This is a genomic window from Wolbachia endosymbiont of Cardiocondyla obscurior (assembly GCF_902713635.1).
Classification (GTDB): Bacteria; Pseudomonadota; Alphaproteobacteria; order Rickettsiales; family Anaplasmataceae; genus Wolbachia; species Wolbachia pipientis.
In genome coordinates this window covers 1-22,256 of the sequence record NZ_CACTIU010000003.1, presented here as the reverse complement: position 1 = coordinate 22,256, position 22,256 = coordinate 1, and the positions used below count along the sequence as shown (strand labels likewise).

The following is a 22,256-nucleotide window of genomic DNA, read 5'->3' as shown; positions in this document are numbered from 1 at the left end:
GTTCACCAGATTGAATCTTGCTTTTTACATCACATTAACTCATCACTTTTATAGAACATCTCATTAAAATCATTTAGAGTTCCAAAATCCTGACCCTTGATAAACAGGTGATCATTAGCAACATGTGCTTCATCAAGAGTAAACAGCTCGTAATGATGATTGTGAGCGGGCCTAACAATTTCATTATATAAAACCATTACTTGTTCGTAGTTATATCCATCGCCAGCATGATATTTACCACGTACGGTATCATAAAAATTCTTTACATCATCATATGTCACTTGCAGCTCCACCTTATACTTTCCCACTTCAAGAGGACTTCCTGTCTTTATTTTTAAGGGATGTTGTGAATTTGCAACACTGTTAGAAGTTTCTGCTTCAATATCAGAATTTTTATCCATATTTTCTATCACACTTGCCATAACAGTTTCTTGTTCATCTTCTGTTGGTTTTGTTTGTTTTTCAGTCTTATTACTGCTACTGTCAGTTTCCACAGTTACTTTTTTTACTTCTATATCTTTTTGAGCTTTCTCATTACTTTGCTTGTGTATTTCATCTCCATGCAATTTTTCCTGCAGAGCTTTTTTCGTATCAGCATAATCATCACGATTGCTTTGCAAAGCTGGTTTATAACTGCTGCTATCATCCGCTTGCATTTGATCTATATAGTTAGATTCTTCTTCCTGTATAGTATTTTTTGCGTTATCCTCACCAACCGTTCCTTTCTCCCCAGACTTGGCTTCACTCTCTACCACAACTTCTTCGTCTACTTGCTCATCATCAATTGTAAATTCAGTACCTATCTGATTGCTATCTTCCTCCAATTCATTAGATAATTTTTCAGATAGCTGGTCACCACTCAAATATGGTTCCTTTGAATATTTAGCATAATTATGGGGATCGGTTCTGTTTTCTGAATAAAACCCACTTTCAAAGTCTGAGTAGGAGCTTTGATTGAGCACAAAAAATAAGTTTTCATAATTAACCAGCATATCACTATCAGGGCTAACAAAATTTAAATATTCATCGCCTTCCCATTCTGGGTGGTGTCTATACTCTGCTATGTAGTATTTACTAGAGTCGAGAGGTATCTTGTCACCTTCTTCCCCATCAAGTTGTAAAACTACTGCTGAATGCCCATTACCTAAATCATTACCTTTTACCACTTTGAATATTTTAATCTCATCCTTTTCTACAAGTTCTTTTAACTCCTCGTTCTTTTCATTTAACTCTTCCTCCCTTTGTCTTTCTGCTTCTCTCTCTCTTGCCAATCTTTCTGCTTCTTCATCAGCTTTCTTCTGCAGTTGTGAGAATACATTTTGTAATATATCTTGTGTGGTTAAGCTATTTGTGTTGCTTAAAAAATTATCTAACACATTTGATGCAATTGGTGACAATTCACCGTGATCATCAAATACTTTTTCCTTTGCTTTATCATAGTGATTTGGGTTATAGATTGCATACAGAGGATAAAAACCATAATCTGCAATTGACGCTCCGTCAGGTGATAGTTCCATTGAGAATCCATAGTAATTAAGTGGAAGATTGGAGGTTAAATATTTACCGTTATCATCCCTAACGTGTAGCTCACTTCTACCATTGTGCTCACTATATTTGTTGTAGTAGATATAAAAATTCTCATGGTTAAGATTGAAGTGATCATCTAGATTATCGAATTGAATTGTACTGCCAAGCTTCTCGCGCAAAAGATTTTTGCTTTCATCTGTAAGCTTTATATGTGCAGAAAAGTAGTATCGATCTATAGGTTCGCCTTTTTCTATTTCAAAGTTCAAAGTAATCTTGTCGTTGACCATTGGTAGCCTCCACAAATTCTATAAATCATTTTATTTATCAATCATACGGTCTGTACTATGAAAAATGTGTTAAACGTTAAGATTTTCTCTGTACCGATTCATCTATATTGCCAAGCTTAATAAAGTTACAAGCTCTTTAAAACAATGTTAAACTCAATCACTATGGCAAAAACAGTTGACGTATTACTATCACTTCCAATTGATCAGTTATTTTCATATGCAATTGAGGAAAATACTGAGATTTTACTTGGAGATTACGTAGTGGTGCCATTTGGCAAAAAACGCTTAATCGGAATAGTTTGGAAATACAGTGATAAAAGTAACCGAGAATTAAAATTTATTGAGCAAAAAATCGATTTACCAAATATTAGACCAAAATTGATTGCATTTGCAGAGTGGGTTGCACAATACAATTTAATACCTATTGGTATGCTTGCCAAAGTGATAATGGGAGGAGTGTTAAAAGTAAATCACATAGATAAATTGGTTTGTGTTGAACAAAAGCAGGAAACAAGTGAAATAAGTTGCCAATTAAGCCCTGAACAGCAGATAGCTAGTGATAAAATAATCAGCAATTTGAACGAGTATTCAGTGACTTTGCTTGACGGTGAGACAGGATCTGGAAAAACGGAAGTTTATCTCTCTGTGATTGCACAATTGATTAAGAATTACACTGCCGTTCCAAATGCTGCTCAGACTTTACCATCCCAGTGCCCAGAGACACAACTGTACGAACATTGTGATTTGGGTCTACCAAGAGGGTGTCATCCGAGTAGCCTGACACTGGGATCCAGTTTTTCATATAACCTCATTACAAATGTTTATTTTAACTTAAAACCAATACCTAATTTACAATCAAAATTCCTGGATTCCAGTGTCAAGCACTGGAATGACACCTTTATACTCAAGGCAAAACCCACTGTAACATTTAGCATACCGTCTTTGCCACGTACTAGTATGACACCAGAATATGTTGAAATGACATCAGGAGAAGGTAATACACAAATTTTAATCCTCCTACCTGAAATTGTTTTAACTTCACAATTGGTAAATCGTGTTCGCGGTCAGATATCAAAAAACTTAGTTGAATGGCACTCAGGGCTCACTCCAAAAACTCGCCGGAATAATTGGCTCAATATAGCAAATGGAAATGCGCAGATAATTATTGGTGCACGGTCAGCGCTTTTTTTGCCTTATAAAAACCTAAAATTGATTATCGTTGATGAAGAGCACGACTCATCTTTTAAACAAGAACAGGGAATTATATATAATGCTCGAGATATGGCGATAATCTTAGCCAAATTTGAAAATATTCCGATTATTTTATCATCAGCTACTCCACTGCTTGAAACGATTCATCATGTTAAAAACGGGAATTACAATCATGTAAAGCTAACTAAACGATTTGGTGGTGCAGAATTGCCACTCATTAAAGTAGTAGATATGAGGAACAACAAGCAATGGATCTCCTCTGAGCTTTTTGAAAGCATCAAACAAACCATAGAGAAAAAACAGCAGGTTATGCTTTTTCTAAACCGCAGAGGGTATGCACAACTGGCAGTTTGTAAAAAGTGTGGATATAAAATTTCCTGCTTAAATTGTGCTGTTTGGCTTACATATCACAAGAAAAAAAATGCTCTTTTGTGTCACCACTGTTCTTATCAATTGAAACTTCCAGAAAAATGCTCTAATTGCCAAAGTGAACAGCCGTTGTCCCTCTACGGCATAGGAATTGAAAAGTTACTTGAAGAAATGGTGAAATTAATACCAAACGCAAAAACTGCGATGATAAGCAGCGATCAAAAGTCGGTTAGTAACGTAATTGACTTAGTGTTGAAAGAAGAGGTGAACATTATAATCGGCACACAAATAATTGCTAAAGGGCACAATTTTCCCAAATTAACTTTGGTTGGAGTAATGAATGCAGATTTGAGCCTCGAAAATTCTGATTTGAGAGCAGCGGAAAAGACGTATCAATTATTGCACCAAGTTGCAGGCAGGTCAGGAAGGTTTAATGAAAAAGGAATGGTAATAGTGCAAACCAATAACCCTGAAAGTTCAATAATAAAAGCATTGCTGCATCAAAAAAGGGACTCATTTTATGAAATTGAACTTAAGTCAAGACGTGAAGCCAAAATGCCACCATTTAGCAGATTAATAGCGCTTATCATTTGTGGTAAGAATCAGATTGCAACACAAAAAGCAGCGAATGAAATAGTAAAATCTCTTTTCTGTCATTCAAGTAGCTCAACTACTTGTATCCAGGAAAAAAATGTAGGTGTAGACAAAAAGGAATTTGAAATTCTTGGCCCATCACCAGCAGCGATAAATTTTTTAAATAATAAGTATCGGTATAGGGTATTATTAAAAATACACAATAAGCACAGTCTATCCATACAAAAAAAGCTGAAATATTGGATTAAAAATTGTAACTTGAATTCGAGTATTGCAGTGATAATAGATGTTGATCCTGTGAGTTTTTTTTAACGAGTTCCGTTAAGCCTTCTTGCCAATTACCACAACATTCTCACTGGGAAAAAAATAATCAGGTACAGTCATATTTTTTGGTGCAGGCCCCCCAATCACTCGGCCTGATGTATCATAATATGAACCGTGGCAAGGACAGAACCAACCGTTACCATCTCTTGTAGCGTGGTCAACCGGTACACACCCAAGATGTGTACATATTCCGATCATGATTAACCATTCGTCTTTTCCTTCACGTACTCTCTGTTCATCTGATTGAGGGTCCCTCAAGTTCTCTGTATTCACAGCTCTTGCAGCCTCAATTTCTTGCTTTGTGCGTCTACGAATGAATACTGGTTTACCTTGCCACTTTACTTTTACTCCGTGTCCTTCCTGAATTCCAGACAAATTCACCTCCACTGTGGAAGTTGCTAGAACTTCAGCAGAAGGATTCATAGACTTAACCAGTGGCCAAAGTCCACTTACAGCTCCTATACCTGCCATAGCGCATGTAGTTAATGTTATAAAATCTCTCCTACTCTTATTTTTAGTAAGATCTTTAACGGGAGGTGTTTTTTTATCCTCTTTGTTTGCCAGTGGTTTTTTATTTTTAGTCAATTTTTTGTCCATTGATCTTTACTCAGCCATAAGTATATATTTTAAATTAAATACTGCGTATTAATCAACAAAAACTTGCGCTTTTGTTTAACCTGTACTACAGTTGAGAAGAGATAGAGTTTTCAACTTCAGAAATACTATCTTCAGTGGAATCAGGATCTTCAACTTTTGCTACTGAGACCACCTTTTCTCTACTTTCTGTTTTAAATAGAGTTACTCCCTGAGTGCTACGTCCTGCAATTCTGATATCATTTACTGAAATGCGAATTAACTTTCCTTTATCTGTAATAAGCATTATATTATCACCCTGCTCAACTGGAAAACTAGCAATAACATTACCATTTCTGCTAGTAGTAAGAATATTGGTGATACCAACACCACCCCTGTTAGTTATTCTATACTCATACGCAGAAGTTCTTTTACCAAAGCCATTTTCAGTAATAGTTAATATAAACTCCTCATTCACTGCAAGTTTTAAGAATAATTCGTTATCTATTCCTAAATCATTTAAAGTCTTTTCCAATTTAGAATCAATGGAGTTATTAATTGCAGTTCCCAGTCTTTTTGCAAGTGGAACTTTTAAGTAAAGTTCTTTTGTTTCTGTTGCTACACCTATCCCATTTAATATGGTCATGGATATCACACTGTCATTCTTTGCAAGTTTGATACCTCTTACGCCATCTGAATTGCGACTTTTAAATTGACGCACATCACTTACAACAAATCTGATACTTTTGCCGAATCTTGTTGAAAGAAAAACATGATCAATTGCATTGCATACTTTAACCGATATTAATTTGTCTCCTTCATCGAGCTTTATTGCTATTTTTCCATTGCTTGGAATATAGTGAAAGTCCGCTAAAGAGTTACGCCTTATGTTTCCATAGGCAGTAGCAAAAACTATGTTTTGATTCTCATCATTTTCACTTGGCAACGGCATGATATTAGTTATAGTTTCACCATCGCTAAGCGGGAATATATTAACAAGCGCTCTTCCACGTGCAGTTGGCTCTGCAAGAGGTAATTTATAAACTTTTAATCTATAAACTCGACCAATGTTAGAGAAGAACAAAACACTAGTGTGAGTATTTGTCACAAATAATTCTGTAATTACGTCTTCTTCTTTTAATCCCTGTCCTAGCTTTCCTTTTCCACCACGACGCTGAGTTCTGTAGTGAGAAAGCTTCACACGCTTGATATAACCATTCATAGTTACGGTTATCACCATATCCTCTTGTGGAATTAGATCTTCAGCTTCAATGTCCGCGTCTGACTCCTCTATTGAAGTTTTTCGCGGCACAGCAAATCTGTTCTTTATTTCTTGTAAATTGTTTTTTATTTCCTTCATCAACTTCTCTTCTGAGCCAAGAAAAGCGATATATTCTTTTATCAGGTTGATCATTGAACTTAGCTCAGCTTCTAATTTGTCTTTTTCAAGGCCTGTTAAACGCTGCAGTTTCATATCAAGGATAGCCTTAATTTGTAGCTCAGTTAATCTATACACTCCATCTTTCAAAAAACTTGCGCTATCTGAAATCAACTCGATAATAGTGTTGATTTCATTCGAAGTTTTCCATTCTTTATTTAAAAGTTCTCTACTTGCTTCCGCAGGATCTTTTGCACCGCGGATGATTTTTATCACTTCATCTATGCTGAGGACCGCAATGTAGAGCCCTATATATATATGAGCTTTTTCTCTCGTTTTTCTTAGACGAAATTCTGTTCTCCTGATTAATACTTCTTTTCTAAAATCAACAAAAGCAGCTATGATTTCTTTTAATGACATCATAGCAGGCCTGTTGTTATTGAGCACTAAAGTGTTAACACTAAAACTGCTTCTTAATGGAGTAAGTCCCAATATTTGATTAAGTATAAAACTTGCTTCAGCATTTCTTCTGAGGTCAATTACTACTCTAATACCAGACTTATCGGACTCATCCCTAATCTCTGTTATGCCATCAATTCTTTTTTCTTTTACAAGCTCACCTATCTTCTCAATTAATTTTACTTTATTTACTTGGTAAGGTATTTCATCAATCACTATTACTTGCCTATCTTGCGGCAGGTCTTCTATGTGAGTCTTGCCTTGCACAACAATTGATCCACGACCTGTGGCAAACGCTGATCTTATTCCAGACCTGCCAAGAATTGTTCCCCCAGTTGGGAAATCCGGCCCTGGCATCACTTCAAGTAACTCATCCAAAGTCACTTCAGGATTATCTACATATAACATACAAGCATCTATTATTTCTCCAAGGTTGTGAGAAGGAATATTGGTTGCCATACCAACTGCAACACCACTTGCACCGTTTACCAATAGATTCGGAAACTCTGCAGGCAGCACAACAGGCTCTGTTTCATTTCCATCGTAGTTTGGCCTAAAATCAACTGTATCTTCATCAATATCATTCAGTAAAAAGTGCGACACTTTTTGAAGTCTTGCTTCTGTGTATCGCATTGAAGCTGGTGGATCTCCGTCTATCGAACCAAAGTTACCTTGCCCATCAACAAGTGGTAAAAGAAGAGAGAAATCTTGGGCCATTCTAACCAAGGAATCGTAAATAGCTGCATCACCATGTGGGTGATATTTCCCCATTACATCCCCTACTATACGAGCTGCCTTTTTATATGGCTTACCAGCATCGAATCCAGCTCTCGACATTGCATATAATATGCGCCTATGAACAGGTTTAAATCCATCTCGCACGTCAGGTATAGCCCGGCTTATGATAACGCTCATTGCGTAGGAAAGATAAGAATCTTCCAGCTCTTTTACTATTGAGATTGGTACTATATTATCCTGCATTTTCTATACTTTAATTGAAGTAATTAATAATACTAACATTCAGTTAAGCAAATGGGCAATGACAGACTTGAACTGCCGACCTCCTCGGTGTAAACGAGATGCTCTACCAGCTGAGCTAATTGCCCCTTTAGATCTAATTCTATAGCTCAATATTATTATTGTAAACAAAAATAGCGATAAATTGTGTCCGTTCAGCCAATGGCGTCAACTTAAGGAAAAATATCAGCGATAGTGTATAAAATTTCTCTCTAAAACTTTTACCATTAAATTATCCAAAGAGTGCAAGGGACAGCACTTTTGTTTCTGTTTTATTTCAACACAGAAGTCTAAAATGTGTCCTTAAGTTGACGCCATTGCCTGAACAGATACGATAAATTAGCTTTAGGTAAGCTATAAGCTTTTATGAAATCTTTGGGTGCGTGCTGTGAAGTTTTATAAATTTTAGTCTTGCTGTCACTTTGTATAAAGGTATTTTTTCACTCACATCTTTCGAAGTTGTAGCCATGTTTAACAACTTTAAGTAGAATATTGTAGCATTTTGAAAATCTGAAAGTTTATCTAGAATAACAGCTAAATTATAAGTATAAAAAATATTGTTTTCATCGAGGGAAATAGCAGTTATCATATACTCTTTACCTTTTACATAATCCTCCTTTTTCATATAGATCAGACCTAAATTTGCTAATAAAGGAGCATAATTTTTATGTATATCATACAATTTTAACATTTCACTCAACGCCAGATCAGGATCATATTGTGAGATTATCGTCAGAAAATTTTTTAATATGTAAGGGTTACTAGGGTGTTCTTTTAACAGTCTTGTGTAAATCTCTACAGCTTTTTTGTATTCTTTATTAGCGTAATAAATATTTCCCAATCCAATTAAAGCATTTTTATGATAAGGAAACTTTGCAATGATCTGATTAAGGAGAGAAATAGCTGTTTCATTATCTCCTGATTCAAAGGAATCTTTTGCTTTTTTTAAAGTAGAGTATATGTCAAAACTCTTGCCAGAATTCTGCGCAATTTTGATGTTAAATTTATCACTTTTTCTCTCAATAACATCAAGATCTTTATATTTTTTATCAGCTTTTATATGCTTGACAACACTATCAAAGGCCTTCTGTATCTCCAAATTTTCACTAGCATAGGTAACAGAAGACCTCCATAAAATCACAACGCAAATTAACATGCAGATAAACATAGGTCCTAGTGTTGTGGCATTGGCTGCAGCGTGTAACCAGTAAACCTTATTTCTTTGAGCTATATGCAACACATTACAAATTCATAAATGCTAAATTACCTATCTCATACAATAATAAAGATATTATTAATTAGCGGGACGAACATGCTGTGTAGCCTTTCAGAATGCATTTATCTTTTGTCTTCCATATTTCGCTTTATTTCCACAAAAATGCTTCGATTTATCTTAACATTTTGTCAACTACCTTTATAGGAATGACAATTTAAAAGGGCATTTTTACATATTCCATATGGCTGCCAGTTGCACCCCTCACATGCGTACTCGAATTTCTCTAAAGACATTTTCTCCCTAATCTTTTCTACCGCTTCACTCCAGGTCAAAGTCTCGCCAATTTTAATTCCTAAAATTTCCATATGCCTTCTATCTAGCTCTAAAACTTTAGCTTGTGTGGTGCATTTACCTTGTTTAGTCTGATTTGGACAAGCACTACAGATATTATCAAGGTTACCAACTACTTCGATTTGAGTACTAATTACTTTGCTTGCTATCCTTTTATAATTTTCTACAAAACCCTGAGAATACCCATATCCCCGAAACGCGAGGGTGCACATGAAATGATGAGGGCGGAATTTTATCATTTTTTCAAATATTGCAAAGCTGCTACAAGTAGAAAAATTTTTACCAAACCAGGAAGGATAAATGGCAAAACACCCACCATTATTGCTTGTCTCAGACCCAAGTAAACAGCAAGCCAACTAACACCACAAATAAAGATTATAACTGTACCAGCCAGACAACTTAAAGAATTACACACAAATGATTTATACTTAGAGTTCAGTAATTCATTTACTTTGCTCATTACCATAACAGCAGCTAAACAGCCAATTAAATATCCACCTGTTGGTCCAAGGAGAGCGTGATAACCACCAGAAAAATTTGCAAGAACAGGCAATCCTGCTGCACCAAGTGATAGATATGTAAGCACAGAATAGAATGCTGTTCTGCGGTTAAATTTAAGCCCAATAAGCATTACTCCTAAAGTTTGCAATGTGATAGGCACAGGCTGCAATGGTATACTTATTTGAGCCATCAAGAATAAAAGTAAAACGCAAGACAATATTTCAGCCAGTGTTGATCTGCTGCTAGATTGTGTTATAAACATACCTTCCCAATAAAAATAACTTATTAAATGTAATATATGTGTATGAGAGGTTTTGCAATTTAAATTTTGCTTATATTGTGCTACAATGAATTATTTATGCACTATTAAATTAAAAATGATGAGTAAACAAGATCTATTATCGTTGATGAAAGCAAGACACAGCGGACGTTCATACGATCCTACAAGAGCAATATCTCAGGAAGACATGGATATTTTAATGGAAGCTGTAAGGCTGACTCCCTCATGTTTTGGTGATGAACCTTGGAGATATGTGATATGCAATAAACAGAGCAATCAAAACGCATGGGAAAAATTGCTAAATTGTCTTGATGAATCTAATCAAAAGTGGGCAAAAGATGCACAAGTGTTAATCATATCTTTAAGCGCTAAGAATTTCCGCAAATCTGATAAAGGTGAAAATTTTTGGGCTAATCACGATACTGGTGCAGCGAATTATGGACTTATGTTACAAGCTGCAGTTATGAACTTAATGGCCCATCAAATGGGTGGATTTGATAGAGATAAAATAGTGAAAGAGTTCAATATACCCAATGACTTTAACGTAATGTCAGTGATAGCGGTTGGTTACGAAGAAGAGGGCGCTGAAACAAGTAAGAAAAAAAGGAGACCAATAGAAGAAATGTTTTTTTATGATGAGTGGCCAAGGTCCTGAAAATCTTATCAAAATGCACGGAACTGGTAACAACTTCGTTATCATAGACTCACGTTCAGCAAATGATTTAAATTGGAACTATAAAAAAATTGCTAACCAAAACGGTTGCGATCAAGTCATAGTGATAACAAACTCCAGTTTAGCCGATTGCTTTATGCATATCTATAATGCTGATGGTAGCAAAGCTGAAATGTGCGGAAATGCAGCACGTTGCGTTGGATATTTGCTAATGTCAGAAAAAGGTACTGAGTATATCACTATTGAGCTGGTAAACAAACGCATTTTAGAGTGTTTTAAAGTTGGTGATAAATCCATAAAGGTTAACATGGGTAAACCTTTGCTAAAATGGCATAAAATTCCCTTGTCTACTGAGTGTGACACTCTTCACTTACCTATAGAGCTTGAAATGCTAAAAGATCCTGTTGCAGTAAATATTGGTAATCCTCACATAGTTTTTTTTGTTGATAACGTAAATGAAATACCATTGCAAAGTTTAGGATCAAAGTTGGAAAGTCACGTATTATTTCCTCAGAAAATTAATATTAGTATTGCACAAGTTGAAAAGTCTGGAGAAATAGCTTTAAGAGTTTGGGAAAGAGGTACAGGCATTACTGCATCATGCGGTAGTGCAGCCTGTGCAGCACTTGTTACATCCACACTACGTGGATATCTGACTGTCCAACAGACTTCAGTAAATTTACCAGGAGGGAAGTTATTAATCGAATGGGCAAATAACGTATTCATGACCGGTGATATAGGGTTTTTGTGACCCTAATTCTAGTGATGCATTACTTCCAATACCTTCTTACCAATTACTGCAGGGGTTTCAGCAATTGCAATCCCGGCACTCCGCATAACTTCTAGTTTTGCACCAGCACTTCCACCGCTGGAAGAGATGATTGCTCCAGCGTGTCCCATACGTCTTCCTGGAGGTGCCGTTTGGCCTGCTACAAAACCAACGATTGGCTTTTTAGTTTTTTCTGTTTTCACAAAATGTGATACATCTTCTTCTTCGTTTCCACCTATTTCACCAATAACTACAATACCATGAGTATCGTTATCTTTTAAAAAGAGCTCCATACAGTCAACAAATGTCATACCATGAACTGGATCCCCCCCAATTCCGATACATGTGGATTGACCAAGACCAACAGCAGTTGTTTGTGCTACTGCTTCGTAAGTTAAAGTTCCAGAGCGAGACATAATTCCTATGTGTCCACGCTTATGGATATGGCCAGGCATAATTCCTATTTTGCACTCTTCAGGCGTAATAATTCCCGGACAGTTGGGACCAACCAATCGACTTTTTGAATCAACAAGCGCGCGCTTAACTTTCACCATATCAAGTATAGGAATGCCCTCTGTAATACAAACTATCAATTCTATTTTTGCATCTATTGCTTCAAGTATTGCAGCAGCAGCAAATTTAGCAGGTACATATATAACTGTAGCATTTGCACCGGTTTTTTCTTTGGCTTCTGCTACAGTATTAAAAACCGGTAAATTAAGGTGAGTGCTACCACCCTTTCCAGGAGTTACACCTCCCACCATTTTCGTTCCGTAATCAATTGCTTGCTCTGAATGAAATGTGCCTTGTGCACCAGTAAAACCCTGGCATATTAATCTTGTATCTTTATTTACTAAAACGGACATGCTTTATTTTACCTCTTTTACTATCTTTTGCGCAGCTTCATCTAGCTCATCTGCAGCAATAATATTTAATCCCGACTCTTCTAAAATTTTTTTTCCTTCTTCAAAATTAGTACCTGATAATCTAACCACTAGAGGAACTTTAATGCTCATTTCTTTTGCAGCCGCAACAATTCCACTTGCGATAATATCGCAACGCATTATACCACCAAATATATTAACCAAAATTCCTCTTACGTTGCTATCAGACAATATGATTTTAAATGCTTCAGTTACAGTTTCTTTACTCGCTCCACCACCAACATCCAAAAAGTTAGCAGGCTCTGCTCCGTAGTATTTTATTATATCCATTGTTGCCATAGCAAGACCTGCACCATTTACCATGCAACCAATACTGCCATCCATTTTGATGTAACTGAGCCCATACTTTGAAGCCTCTATCTCTTCTTTCACTTCTTCATCATAATCACGAAGTTCCATAATTTCTGGGTGACGATATAAAGCATTATCATCGAAATTAATTTTTGCATCGAGCGCAATAAAATCTCCAGAATTTGTTTCAACCAGTGGATTAATTTCAATTTGGCTCGCGTCAGTTGCAATAAATGCATCATATATTTTTTTTGCAATGTTCGATATCTTTTCTATTTGTTCTGGACTCAAATGAAAACTGCTGCTTAACTTGCTGCTATCAAAACTTGTAGCAGAATCAATATCAAATTTCACAATTTTTGCGGGAGAATTTTTCGCCACTTCTTCGATGTCCATTCCACCCTCTGAGGAAAATATGAATATTGGCCTACTGAGCTTCGGGTCGATTACCAGGCTTAAATAATACTCTTTCTTAATGCTTGAGCCTTCTTCAACGTACACTTTTCTTACTTGCTGCCCGCTTGGCCCTGTTTGATGAGTAACTAAAGTCATACCAATCATGTCCTTTACAAACTGTTGAGCTTCTTCAACTGACTTTGCTAGCTTTACGCCACCGGCTTTACCCCTACCACCTGCATGAATTTGAGCTTTAACTACAAACACGTCAGATTTTAATTGACTTACTTGAGTCTTTACTTCTTCCGCAGATGTAGCAACAAAACCTTTTGGCACTGGGACATTAAATTTATGCAAAACTTCTTTCGCTTGATATTCGTGAATATTCATAAAATAACCAATGATAAACTATTAACTTGAGTACAAACTACCAACCATAACGCTGCCTTCTGCACTCTTGTTGGTACCTCTTTTTTTTAGCTTCAGCTTTCTTTTTAGCTCTTTTTTCTGATTTTTTTTCATGATATTGTTTTTTCATTTTCAACCCTCTTCCTTCCTTTTGAATTGTTTTTTTCAATACTGGAAGAGCTCTGTCTACATCACCATAATGGACTGATACTTCTATCAAACTCTATACCTCCTTCGGTAATCATGTCAAAATCTATTTATAAATTAGAAAATTAACATTGTCAATTATTTTATAAACTTGAGCGTTAAAATATAATATGCCACAATTTACATGGTAAATGATGTCATTCCAGTGTCAGCTACTTGCTTACTGATGGAGATTGCTCTTATATTGCAGCGTTTTTACAATCGTACTAACATCGGGGCGGAGAGATTTGAACTCCCGACCCTTTGGTCCCAAACCAAATGCGCTACCAGGCTGCGCTACGCCCCGACTTCTTTACTCAGAGTATCAATAACTCAGGCAAAATGCAAGATTCATTTGTTTACTTTAGAAAAAATATAATACGAGATTTAATATTATCTTAGAATATGTTTTTTATTAGCTACTCTTTAACAACAGACTGCTTCGTAGAGAGTCTACAGAGTTTTTGTGCGCGCAACACTGAACCAGATTTCTTTATCTTAGCCATATTTAAAAATCTAGCTACACCAATTGGTGAAAGTGAGTGCAGCAACTACAGCAGTATCGACCCTTAAAATTCTTTTTCCTAGACTCAATTTTTGACAAAACTTATCGGCAAGATCAAGTTCATAAGATGAAAAACCACCTTCAGGGCCAACAATAATAGCAACATTTTTTTTGCCTTTCAGCACTTTGTCAGCTTTACCTGTTTCATCACACAAAACAAAATTTTTACTCTGGGAATCAGGTAACTCACAAAAGTTAATAGGAGGCAAAATCTCTGGTATACTTATCCTACCTGATTGTTCCGCTGCTTCGATTGCTTGTAATTTTGCTCTACTTAGGTTAATATTTTTTACCACTGTACGTTCCGTTGAAATAAATTGAATGCAGATTACTCCCATTTCAGTTGCCTGTCTTACTATATTGTTCAAAGCAGCACTTTTTACCATGGCACAATACAGGTATAAATTTTCCTCATATTGCTGTTGTTTAGTGCATTCTTTGGGTGTAACTTCTGTCAATTTACGCGATATATTAACTACTTCTCCTAACCATTCTCCATCTTTTCCATTAAAAAGAGAGAGATTATCATACTTCTTAAGCCGCATTACATTGCAAATATAGTGACTTTGTTGTGGATTAAGTGCTAAACTCACGCCTTGTGATAAAGCTTCTTCAACATAGAGCCTAATTTTTCCCATTCAAAACTTTAATTATATTCTACTTGAGTGACTCTTACGGGATTTGAACCCGTGTTACCACCGTGAAAGGGTGGTGTCCTAACCACTAGACGAAAGAGTCAACTTGAATCTAACTAGGTTATATCGATTACATATATAAAGTCAATTCAATTATTTTGAATCACATAGTTAGAGGGATATATCAGTAATCTTATATCGACAGCCTCCTATTACTCCATGCTCAATACTCACTGAACCTATCTCAGATTTAGGAGCTAATTCTAATTGTTGTTCAACTTTTGTATCGGAATCATAGCCAGAATCTCTACGCTCATATTTCTGCCTTATTTCTTCTACACTAAAGCCAGCCTTGGTCTTAATTTTTTGATCATTAGTCTGTTGCTGACTTATCGACTTATTAGCACTTAGCTCATTTAGCTTCACTTGCCAATCATTCACTTTATCTTGCACTAACCCATGGCAAGTTCCAGAATTAGCTTTTATGTCTTTTGCTTTTCTTTCTGCTCTTTTCTTGGACAAATCTACCCTAGCATAAATAGGTTCTGACGACTGTTCTGGCTCTTTCTGTTTTAGGCTAGTAGGCTTTTTTGTTCTGAAAGATCATCTATAGTGCAATAAATAGGTTCTTCTGATATACTCAAATAACCACTATCTTCCAATGATAAATTTTCAGTGGATTTTTTATGTGAATCATATATTTCAGCATAAATAGATTCTTCTGATACACTCAAATAACCATTCTCCCCTAATGAGTTACTAACCTTAGCATCATACACCTCAGCGTAAATTGGCTCTTTTGAAGGCAAAGCATCATAATTAGTGCTCTTTGGCTTATACTCAAAAGTTCTAGAAGGTTTTTGAGGTGGTATTACATTGTTGTTCACCTCAGCGTACATAGTTATTGGCTCATATTCAGAGGTTCTAGGAGGTTTTTGTTGTATAGCTTCAACATTCAAATCATCTGTAGAATAATACTCTGCGCCTTTTCCTAGTAAAAAGGAAACTGTGGGGTGAAGAATTATCTCTGCTGGTAAGTTTTTCTCACTATCCAATTTTAGATTTTTTGATTCTGCTAAACTCTCAATAACACGAATTATAACATTCTTTCCATTCTCATCTATTGAGTGGATATCAGCTCCACGATTAATCAGCAATTCCATTATTTTGTGATCTGTAGCATGTCCTAAAGCCTGATTTAAAGCTTGATTATTATTTATATCAAATGATCCTGTATTCTTGAGAGACATAGTCTTTGAAAAGAATTTTCTAAAACTATTTAATGCATCATAGAGAATTAGAGTCAGTTTAACACCTTTTATGTCATTGTTTTTGACAGATTTAATTAAAAAATTATCTATTATGCCCATGATTATACCCCCTATATAAAAGCTCACTACCATGGTACAATTTTAAACTATGATGATTTATTTTCTACTAATAGCAGCTCTCTATAACCACTTAACAAGTGGTGGCATTGACATCATAATTGCATCTGGATTGCCGTCAGTCATTAAACCAAACCTTGTGCCACGATCGTATAACAGATTGAATTCTACATATCTGCCACGTTTTATTAATTGATTTTCTCGTTGTTCTTTTGTCCAAGATTTTTGTATATGTTTACGTATGATGTGCAAATAAATTTCCAAAAAGGCTTCACCTACTGCTTTTATGAACTCAAAATCGTTTTCCCAGTTGCCAGAACTCAGATTATCATAGAAAATACCACCAATGCCACGTGGCTCTTTTCTGTGTTGTAAGAAAAAATAATTGTCACATTGCTCTTTAAATTTTGGATAATATCCGGTGTCAAATCTATCACATGTCATTTTGATTGATTCATGAATATACTTGCAATCTTCTTCATTTCTATATATTGGCGTAAAATCCATTCCTCCACCAAACCATTGTTTTGAAGTATATATCAGCCTTGTGTTCATATGCGCTGCAGGGATAAGGGGCGATTGCATATGAGACACTAAAGATATACCGCTTGCCCAGAACTCTCCGTTACTTTCACTTGCACCAGGAATTTCATTAATGGCTGAATCTGCAAATTTCCCGTGTACTTTTGAAACGTTTACTCCAACTTTTTCAAAAACATTACCAAAAATAATTGTAGATTCACCACCTCCACCACCTGGGCGATCCCACTTTCTCTTTTCGATCTTTGGCTCTGCGGATGATTGTTTTTCAATTAATAAGAAAGATTCTATAATCTTATCTCTTAGTGCACAGAACCATTTAAATGCTTGTGTTTTTTGTTTTTCCATAATATCCTCTTGCTAGCTTATTAACATTGTTATATCTGATATTTAAGGAACTTAATTAGATTTGGATGATAATTATCTATCAAAGACGTTAATAAATCTATAATAATTAAATCAATATAATAGAACATTTTCGTATGTACAACAATGCCAAGTAACAATAATGAATAAAAGATACATAGATAACAAAAAAGAGAACAGGGTTGACTTCATACTAAGAAATTATGGAATGTCAATTGTTGTGATGGCAGTTATTATGCTCTTACCTCCAGTAGCAATATCGATACTCTACTTTTTTGATATATATAGTCAGCATATTAATATAGAGATTAATTTATTAGTTAGCATTCTAACAACTCTCTTTATGATGTATAATGTAAAACGCTACAGATACCTACTTAATACTATAGAATTTCAAAATGCAATATTTGCAAATGCACTAAATCATAATACAGAATTTTGCCTTATTTTACATAAAGATGAAGGTATTATTTATGCTGATGCAAGGTTCTACGAAAGGTTTAAAGATCATATAGATGATGACATTACGTTAGACAAGATTCTTGAAATAGGAGATGTTTCAGAAGCAGACAAAAAAGTACTCTATCATGCACTAAAAAATAACTCTTCTGTACAGGTATGCATTTCCTTAAACAAGAAGAATAGAGTATCTAACTTTCTTTTGCTCTTTGAGCCGATACCAGATAATCCCCAAATTGCTATAAATAGTAATAAGATTTTAAATTTATCATTAGTGCCAATAGCAAGGCCAGATGGGTATTTTGTATTAAAAGCAACACAGATAAACAAGGAGCAGATATATGAAGAGTTAATAGAAAAACACAGCATAGGAACTTACATTGCAAATGCCAAAGGGGTGATTTTATCTGTAAATAAAAGATTTTTAGACATATTTGAACTGAAAAAACTGGAAAAAGGTAGCTCAATCAGTGATTTTATATCTCAATCTAAATATAACAATACAACAACCGATAATGAAATTTTGTTTTTTACTATAAGTGGTATTCCATTCAAGGCTTATATGAGCACTGCTATATTTTGTGATAAATACAACCATAGCTATATATATGGCTTTATAACACCAACCGAATCAAATATTGTTGATTATCAATTACACCCTTGTTTTGCAAATTCATCAATTGCTATTGCACAATGTGACATAAACGGCAACTTTGTAAAGAAAAATACGGCACTAATAAAGCTTGCAGGGTCAGATAATAATTCAATCTTTACGTTGATATTGGATAGTTATCATGTGAAAATACGTGAATATTTTTCGAGTAATAGAATAAATAATGCGTCTTTTGATGTACAGCTCAACGGCGGTAATAACATAAAAATATATTTCAATAAGTTTCTTCATAATAAAATGATCTTCATACTTTGTTATTTTATTGACAATACTGAACACAAAAACCTAGAGATAAAGCTTGAGCATTATCAAAAGATGCAAGCTATAGGGCAGTTAGCAGGTGGTATTGCGCATGATTTCAACAATATATTGACTGGGATAATAGGATTTTGCGATTTGCTTTTACTCCAGCATTCAGCTGGTGATCCATCTTTTGGAGATATAATACAGATACAGCAAAATGCAAAGCGTGGATCAAATTTAGTAAGACAATTGCTTGCTTTCTCAAGAAGACAGACCTTGCAGCCAAAAATTATTGATGTAAATAATACTATAGCTAATCTTTATGAAATGATAAAAAGATTAATAGGTGAAAATATAAAATTTAATATTTATTATGGTAGAGACTTGGGTGCTGTTAGGGCTGATCAAGGGCAATTAGAGCAAGTTATACTTAACTTAGCAGTCAATGCTAGTGCTGCTATGGAAAAGGGCGGAGAATTAACTATACGAACCTTTAATCAAAAGATTGACTCATTAAATTCTACACCTCAGGATATGTTTTCTCCAGACAAGGAAGCGATTGAACATGGAAATTATGTTGTGATTGAAGTAATTGATACTGGATGTGGAATGACGAGTGATACAACTGAAAAGATCTTTGATCCATTTTTTTCTACCAAAGATATTACCTCTGGTACAGGTCTTGGCCTCTCTACTGTATATGGCATTATTAAACAAACTGAAGGATACATCTATGTTGCTAGCAAAGTAAATCATGGAACTAAATTTAGCATATTTTTGCCCATGGTTTACATATCAGATGAAAATGATAGAGAGGAAGATAGTGAAGAAACAGAAAGACCGGTAGTAAGTGAAATTAAAGGTAATGGTATAATTTTATTAATCGAAGATGAAGATTCAGTAAGGGAATTCATCTCTAAAGCACTCAAAAGAAAAGGATTTGATGTAATAGAAGCAAGCATAGGCAGCGAGGCGCTAGAAATAATCAGTAAAAAAAGTCAACACATAGATCTTATAATCACTGATGTAATCATGCCAGAGGTGAGCGGCCCAGAAATAGTTAAAGAAGCATTGATCCATAGGCCAAATATCAACGTTATTTTTATTTCTGGGTATGCAGAAGATGCTTTTTTAAAGAGTGATGACATCAATATAGAAGATTTTCACTTTTTGCCAAAACCATTCACTCTGAATGAATTAGGAAACAAGGTTCAAAGTGTGTTACACAAAGCAAAAAAGACAGTCTAATTTTAGTGTGGTTAACAACAAAAAAATTTTCTAATGCAAAAGTTTCTTGCATATATACAATAGAATTATTTTATACATAAGATAAAAGGCGTGAGCAAGATTATTGCAATAGTAAATCAAAAGGGTGGAGTTGGCAAAACCACAACTAGTATAAATTTGTCGACAGCCTTTGCTGCTGTGGGAAAAAGCACTTTATTGGTAGATCTTGATCCTCAAGGAAATGCTAGCACCGGACTCGGGATTTCTTACCGTAGTAGGGAAGAAAAAAACATATACAAAATACTACTAAGCAGCGAAAATAAATTGATAGAATCGGCAATTTTCAATATAAAGGAAATTCCGAATTTATCGCTAATTTCGTCAGTAGTTGATTTGTCAGCTGCAGAAATTGAATTATCGCAACTTGAGCGAGGAAAATTCGTACTAAAAAGCGCATTGGAGAAGATACGCGATAATTATGAGTATATAATCATCGATTGCCCTCCATCACTTGGGCTTCTGACCATAAATGCTTTGACTGCTGCTAATTCTATTATTGTTCCTCTTCAGTGTGAATTTTTTGCTCTGGAAGGATTAAGCCATTTAGTTAAAACTGTGGAGCTAATAAAAAGGAATAACCTAAACCCTTTTTTGGCAATAGAAGGGATAGTGTTAACAATGTATGACAGGCGCAACAAACTTAGTGAGCAGATTAAAAACGATATTTGTCAGTATTTAAATGATAAAGTATACAAAACTATCATCCCATTGTATGAGACTGTTATTCCACGTAACGTACGGTTATCAGAAGCACCTTCTCATGGAAAACCTGCTATTGTGTATGATCTTAAATGTCCTGGTGCACAAGCGTATATAAGTTTGGCAAGGGAAATTTTAAAAAAGCACGCGAGCAGTTGTAAGGAGAAGAAGCTAGTGAGCGAGGGCGTGGTATGAAGGATGATAGACGCCTCGGCAGAGGTCTTGCCGGCCTCATAGGCGATAATTATGATAATAAAGAAGATCGACAAGAGCATTTGCCTATTTCATTACTGCACCCAAGCAAATTTCAACCGAGGAAACATTTTGACGAGGAGTCATTAAGAGAACTTGCAAATTCGATAAAGAAAAGTGGCATTATACAGCCTATCGTGGTACGCAAAGATTCAAATGATGATGGTTATGAAATAATAGCTGGAGAACGTCGTTGGCGAGCAAGCAAGATTGCAAATCTTGATAGTGCACCGGTTATCATAAAAGATCTGAGCGACAAGGAATGCTTGGAAGTATCCATTATTGAAAACATACAAAGGCAAGATATTAATCCAATAGAGGAAGGTGAAGCTTACAGAAAACTGATAGATGAGTTTTTCTATACACATGAGGAATTAGCTTCAGCTATAGGCAAAAGCCGCAGCCACATAACCAATATGATTCGGATGTTGTTGCTCCCTGATAGGGTGAAAACAATGATCAATGAGAAAAAATTGTCTATGGGTCATGCAAGAGCGTTGATTAATGTTGAAAATGCGGAAAGTATTGCAGAAAAAATAGTTTCTCAGGGCTTAAGCGTTAGACAAACTGAAAAACTGATAAAGGACCTACATCAAAACAACAATCAAAAAGAGCAGAGATATACTAGAAATCAAGATATGACAGTAATAGAAGGCGCTATATCTTCTCAACTTGGTTTAAAGATCAAAATTAATGACAACAATTCTAAGGGTAAAGTTATGATACGGTATGATAATCCAAATGAATTGGATTTGATATTGAAAATTTTGAATAGGAAACTTGAGGCATAGCTAGTAGTTGGCTAGCAAAGCAACAAACCAATATCAACTGTTGGTGTCATGAAAGTAGCTGACACTGGAATCCAGGAATTTTATTAAGTTGGTAAGCATAAAAGTATAACTTCTACGTCATACCGCCGCGGTATCCGCTAACAAGCAGCGGGGTGACGATTGTCAGGGTAGCTGTCATCCCAGTGCCCTGACTACTTGGATCCAGGAAAAAGAATGGTGTCATCCAAGTAGCTGACACTGGGATCCAGAAGACTTAATTTCAACCAAGTGGCTGCATAATAAAGGCTGGATTCCAGTGTCACGCACTGGGATGACACCCTAGTAGAAATCGTTTTTGTAATTGCAACATTCGTGCAATCTTTAGCTATAAATATTAAGAAATTTACCAAATGAAAAAAAAGGCAAAAGAAGCCCTGGGGTTATTATCCGCTTTAAAATATTGGCGTTTTTTATGTTTTAAACGCTTGACAAGCAAGATTAAGCTGCTTTTAATTGCAACTAACTTACGCTGCAAATGTTTAAGAAGTTTACTAAGCAGAAAAAAAGACAAAGAATCCCCGAGTTAGCTAGTCTTTTACTATCTCTGTCGAGTATTGGCATTTT

19 protein-coding genes, 3 tRNA genes and 1 pseudogene are annotated in these 22,256 nt (G+C 35.4%); 7 read left to right on the top strand and 16 right to left on the bottom strand.

From position 1 onward, the window contains the following. Positions 1–29: 29 nt before the first annotated feature. A complete protein-coding gene (locus tag WOCAOBSORBRA_RS00485; RefSeq protein WP_010963093.1) occupies positions 30–1,814 on the bottom strand; it encodes a hypothetical protein in 1,785 nt (594 codons plus the stop codon). A 144-nt stretch (positions 1,815–1,958) separates the two neighbouring features. Between WOCAOBSORBRA_RS00485 and priA the strand changes: the two genes are divergently transcribed. Then, on the top strand, positions 1,959–4,301 hold the full coding sequence (priA, locus tag WOCAOBSORBRA_RS00480; protein WP_174515671.1) for a replication restart helicase PriA: 2,343 nt from the start codon (positions 1,959–1,961) through the stop codon (positions 4,299–4,301). A 9-nt stretch (positions 4,302–4,310) separates the two neighbouring features. On the opposite strand, the gene petA is transcribed toward priA, so the two are convergent. The 6 genes from petA to WOCAOBSORBRA_RS00450 form a co-directional block, all read right to left on the bottom strand. Continuing rightward, a complete protein-coding gene (petA, locus tag WOCAOBSORBRA_RS00475) occupies positions 4,311–4,910 on the bottom strand; it encodes a ubiquinol-cytochrome c reductase iron-sulfur subunit (protein WP_174515670.1) in 600 nt (199 codons plus the stop codon). 85 nt (positions 4,911–4,995) lie between these two features. After that, positions 4,996–7,704, bottom strand: coding sequence for a DNA gyrase subunit A (gene gyrA, locus WOCAOBSORBRA_RS00470; RefSeq protein WP_174515669.1), 2,709 nt, complete (start codon positions 7,702–7,704; stop codon positions 4,996–4,998). A 52-nt stretch (positions 7,705–7,756) separates the two neighbouring features. After that, positions 7,757–7,829 (bottom strand) — tRNA-Val (locus tag WOCAOBSORBRA_RS00465). A 275-nt stretch (positions 7,830–8,104) separates the two neighbouring features. Next, positions 8,105–8,980: a tetratricopeptide repeat protein gene (locus WOCAOBSORBRA_RS00460; protein WP_007548480.1), complete on the bottom strand. Its 876-nt coding sequence runs from the start codon at positions 8,978–8,980 to the stop codon at positions 8,105–8,107. 164 nt (positions 8,981–9,144) lie between these two features. Next, positions 9,145–9,546, bottom strand: coding sequence for a DUF1284 domain-containing protein (locus WOCAOBSORBRA_RS00455; protein WP_174515668.1), 402 nt, complete (start codon positions 9,544–9,546; stop codon positions 9,145–9,147). Then, positions 9,543–10,070, bottom strand: coding sequence for a biotin transporter BioY (locus WOCAOBSORBRA_RS00450; RefSeq protein WP_155969202.1), 528 nt, complete (start codon positions 10,068–10,070; stop codon positions 9,543–9,545). Before WOCAOBSORBRA_RS00450 ends, WOCAOBSORBRA_RS00455 begins: the two co-directional genes overlap by 4 nt. Positions 10,071–10,155: 85 nt before the next feature. On the opposite strand from WOCAOBSORBRA_RS00450, the gene WOCAOBSORBRA_RS00445 reads away from it, so the two are divergent. Continuing rightward, complete coding sequence (locus WOCAOBSORBRA_RS00445; protein ID WP_155969200.1) at positions 10,156–10,743, top strand: nitroreductase family protein; 588 nt, start codon at positions 10,156–10,158, stop codon at positions 10,741–10,743. Beyond that, positions 10,724–11,512, top strand: a complete 789-nt coding sequence (gene dapF, locus WOCAOBSORBRA_RS00440) for a diaminopimelate epimerase (protein ID WP_174515675.1) — start codon at positions 10,724–10,726, stop codon at positions 11,510–11,512. The genes WOCAOBSORBRA_RS00445 and dapF overlap by 20 nt, the downstream gene beginning before the upstream one ends. 8 nt (positions 11,513–11,520) lie before the next feature. Here dapF and sucD read toward each other — a convergent pair whose 3' ends face one another. The 9 genes from sucD to hemF form a co-directional block, all read right to left on the bottom strand. Next, positions 11,521–12,396, bottom strand: a complete 876-nt coding sequence (gene sucD, locus WOCAOBSORBRA_RS00435) for a succinate--CoA ligase subunit alpha (protein WP_155969196.1) — start codon at positions 12,394–12,396, stop codon at positions 11,521–11,523. A gap of 3 nt (positions 12,397–12,399) precedes the next feature. Then, the gene (sucC, locus tag WOCAOBSORBRA_RS00430) at positions 12,400–13,551 is read right to left on the bottom strand and encodes an ADP-forming succinate--CoA ligase subunit beta (RefSeq protein WP_174515667.1); all 1,152 of its coding nucleotides are present in this window, start codon (positions 13,549–13,551) and stop codon (positions 12,400–12,402) included. 37 nt (positions 13,552–13,588) lie between these two features. Further along, entirely contained in the window at positions 13,589–13,789 is a 201-nt protein-coding gene (gene rpsU / locus WOCAOBSORBRA_RS00425) for a 30S ribosomal protein S21 (protein WP_006279819.1), read from the bottom strand. 199 nt (positions 13,790–13,988) lie between these two features. Then, positions 13,989–14,062: transfer RNA gene (locus tag WOCAOBSORBRA_RS00420), tRNA-Pro, on the bottom strand. A gap of 209 nt (positions 14,063–14,271) precedes the next feature. Continuing rightward, positions 14,272–14,958, bottom strand: a complete 687-nt coding sequence (locus WOCAOBSORBRA_RS00415) for a 16S rRNA (uracil(1498)-N(3))-methyltransferase (RefSeq protein ID WP_006279818.1) — start codon at positions 14,956–14,958, stop codon at positions 14,272–14,274. Positions 14,959–14,986: 28 nt separating this feature from the next. Continuing rightward, a tRNA-Glu gene (locus WOCAOBSORBRA_RS00410) sits at positions 14,987–15,058 on the bottom strand. A gap of 68 nt (positions 15,059–15,126) precedes the next feature. After that, the gene (locus WOCAOBSORBRA_RS06200) at positions 15,127–15,477 is read right to left on the bottom strand and encodes a hypothetical protein (protein ID WP_245611069.1); all 351 of its coding nucleotides are present in this window, start codon (positions 15,475–15,477) and stop codon (positions 15,127–15,129) included. Positions 15,478–15,527: 50 nt separating this feature from the next. Next, on the bottom strand, positions 15,528–16,325 hold the full coding sequence (locus WOCAOBSORBRA_RS06195) for a hypothetical protein (protein WP_244663027.1): 798 nt from the start codon (positions 16,323–16,325) through the stop codon (positions 15,528–15,530). A gap of 81 nt (positions 16,326–16,406) precedes the next feature. Next, positions 16,407–17,231, bottom strand: coding sequence for an oxygen-dependent coproporphyrinogen oxidase (gene hemF / locus WOCAOBSORBRA_RS00400; RefSeq protein WP_174515666.1), 825 nt, complete (start codon positions 17,229–17,231; stop codon positions 16,407–16,409). A 160-nt stretch (positions 17,232–17,391) separates the two neighbouring features. Between hemF and WOCAOBSORBRA_RS00395 the strand changes: the two genes are divergently transcribed. The 4 genes and pseudogenes from WOCAOBSORBRA_RS00395 to WOCAOBSORBRA_RS06605 form a co-directional block, all read left to right on the top strand. Beyond that, a complete protein-coding gene (locus tag WOCAOBSORBRA_RS00395; RefSeq protein ID WP_174515665.1) occupies positions 17,392–19,872 on the top strand; it encodes a response regulator in 2,481 nt (826 codons plus the stop codon). 90 nt (positions 19,873–19,962) lie between these two features. Further along, positions 19,963–20,805 (top strand): ParA family protein, encoded by an 843-nt coding sequence (locus WOCAOBSORBRA_RS00390; RefSeq protein ID WP_006280226.1) that lies wholly within the window; start codon positions 19,963–19,965, stop codon positions 20,803–20,805. After that, complete coding sequence (locus tag WOCAOBSORBRA_RS00385) at positions 20,802–21,653, top strand: ParB/RepB/Spo0J family partition protein (RefSeq protein WP_006279814.1); 852 nt, start codon at positions 20,802–20,804, stop codon at positions 21,651–21,653. Before WOCAOBSORBRA_RS00390 ends, WOCAOBSORBRA_RS00385 begins: the two co-directional genes overlap by 4 nt. Positions 21,654–21,888: 235 nt before the next feature. Next, a pseudogene (locus WOCAOBSORBRA_RS06605) lies at positions 21,889–21,972 on the top strand (WPE palindromic element domain-containing protein); the annotation flags it as partial. Positions 21,973–22,256: the final 284 nt, after the last annotated feature.

Excerpts from the sequence above, each read along its gene's own strand:
- WOCAOBSORBRA_RS06195 (WP_244663027.1), bottom strand. The coding sequence starts at position 16,325 with ATGGGCATAATAGATAATTTTTTAATTAAATCTGTCAAAAACAATGAC.
- dapF (WP_174515675.1), top strand. The coding sequence starts at position 10,724 with ATGAGTGGCCAAGGTCCTGAAAATCTTATCAAAATGCACGGAACTGGT.
- WOCAOBSORBRA_RS00415 (WP_006279818.1), bottom strand. The coding sequence starts at position 14,958 with ATGGGAAAAATTAGGCTCTATGTTGAAGAAGCTTTATCACAAGGCGTG.
- WOCAOBSORBRA_RS00485 (WP_010963093.1), bottom strand. The coding sequence starts at position 1,814 with ATGGTCAACGACAAGATTACTTTGAACTTTGAAATAGAAAAAGGCGAA.
- WOCAOBSORBRA_RS00445 (WP_155969200.1), top strand. The coding sequence starts at position 10,156 with ATGAATTATTTATGCACTATTAAATTAAAAATGATGAGTAAACAAGAT.
- WOCAOBSORBRA_RS00385 (WP_006279814.1), top strand. The coding sequence starts at position 20,802 with ATGAAGGATGATAGACGCCTCGGCAGAGGTCTTGCCGGCCTCATAGGC.
- WOCAOBSORBRA_RS00455 (WP_174515668.1), bottom strand. The coding sequence starts at position 9,546 with ATGATAAAATTCCGCCCTCATCATTTCATGTGCACCCTCGCGTTTCGG.
- WOCAOBSORBRA_RS00395 (WP_174515665.1), top strand. The coding sequence starts at position 17,392 with ATGAATAAAAGATACATAGATAACAAAAAAGAGAACAGGGTTGACTTC.
- priA (WP_174515671.1), top strand. The coding sequence starts at position 1,959 with ATGTTAAACTCAATCACTATGGCAAAAACAGTTGACGTATTACTATCA.
- WOCAOBSORBRA_RS00450 (WP_155969202.1), bottom strand. The coding sequence starts at position 10,070 with ATGTTTATAACACAATCTAGCAGCAGATCAACACTGGCTGAAATATTG.
- sucC (WP_174515667.1), bottom strand. The coding sequence starts at position 13,551 with ATGAATATTCACGAATATCAAGCGAAAGAAGTTTTGCATAAATTTAAT.
- sucD (WP_155969196.1), bottom strand. The coding sequence starts at position 12,396 with ATGTCCGTTTTAGTAAATAAAGATACAAGATTAATATGCCAGGGTTTT.
- petA (WP_174515670.1), bottom strand. The coding sequence starts at position 4,910 with ATGGACAAAAAATTGACTAAAAATAAAAAACCACTGGCAAACAAAGAG.
- gyrA (WP_174515669.1), bottom strand. The coding sequence starts at position 7,704 with ATGCAGGATAATATAGTACCAATCTCAATAGTAAAAGAGCTGGAAGAT.
- hemF (WP_174515666.1), bottom strand. The coding sequence starts at position 17,231 with ATGGAAAAACAAAAAACACAAGCATTTAAATGGTTCTGTGCACTAAGA.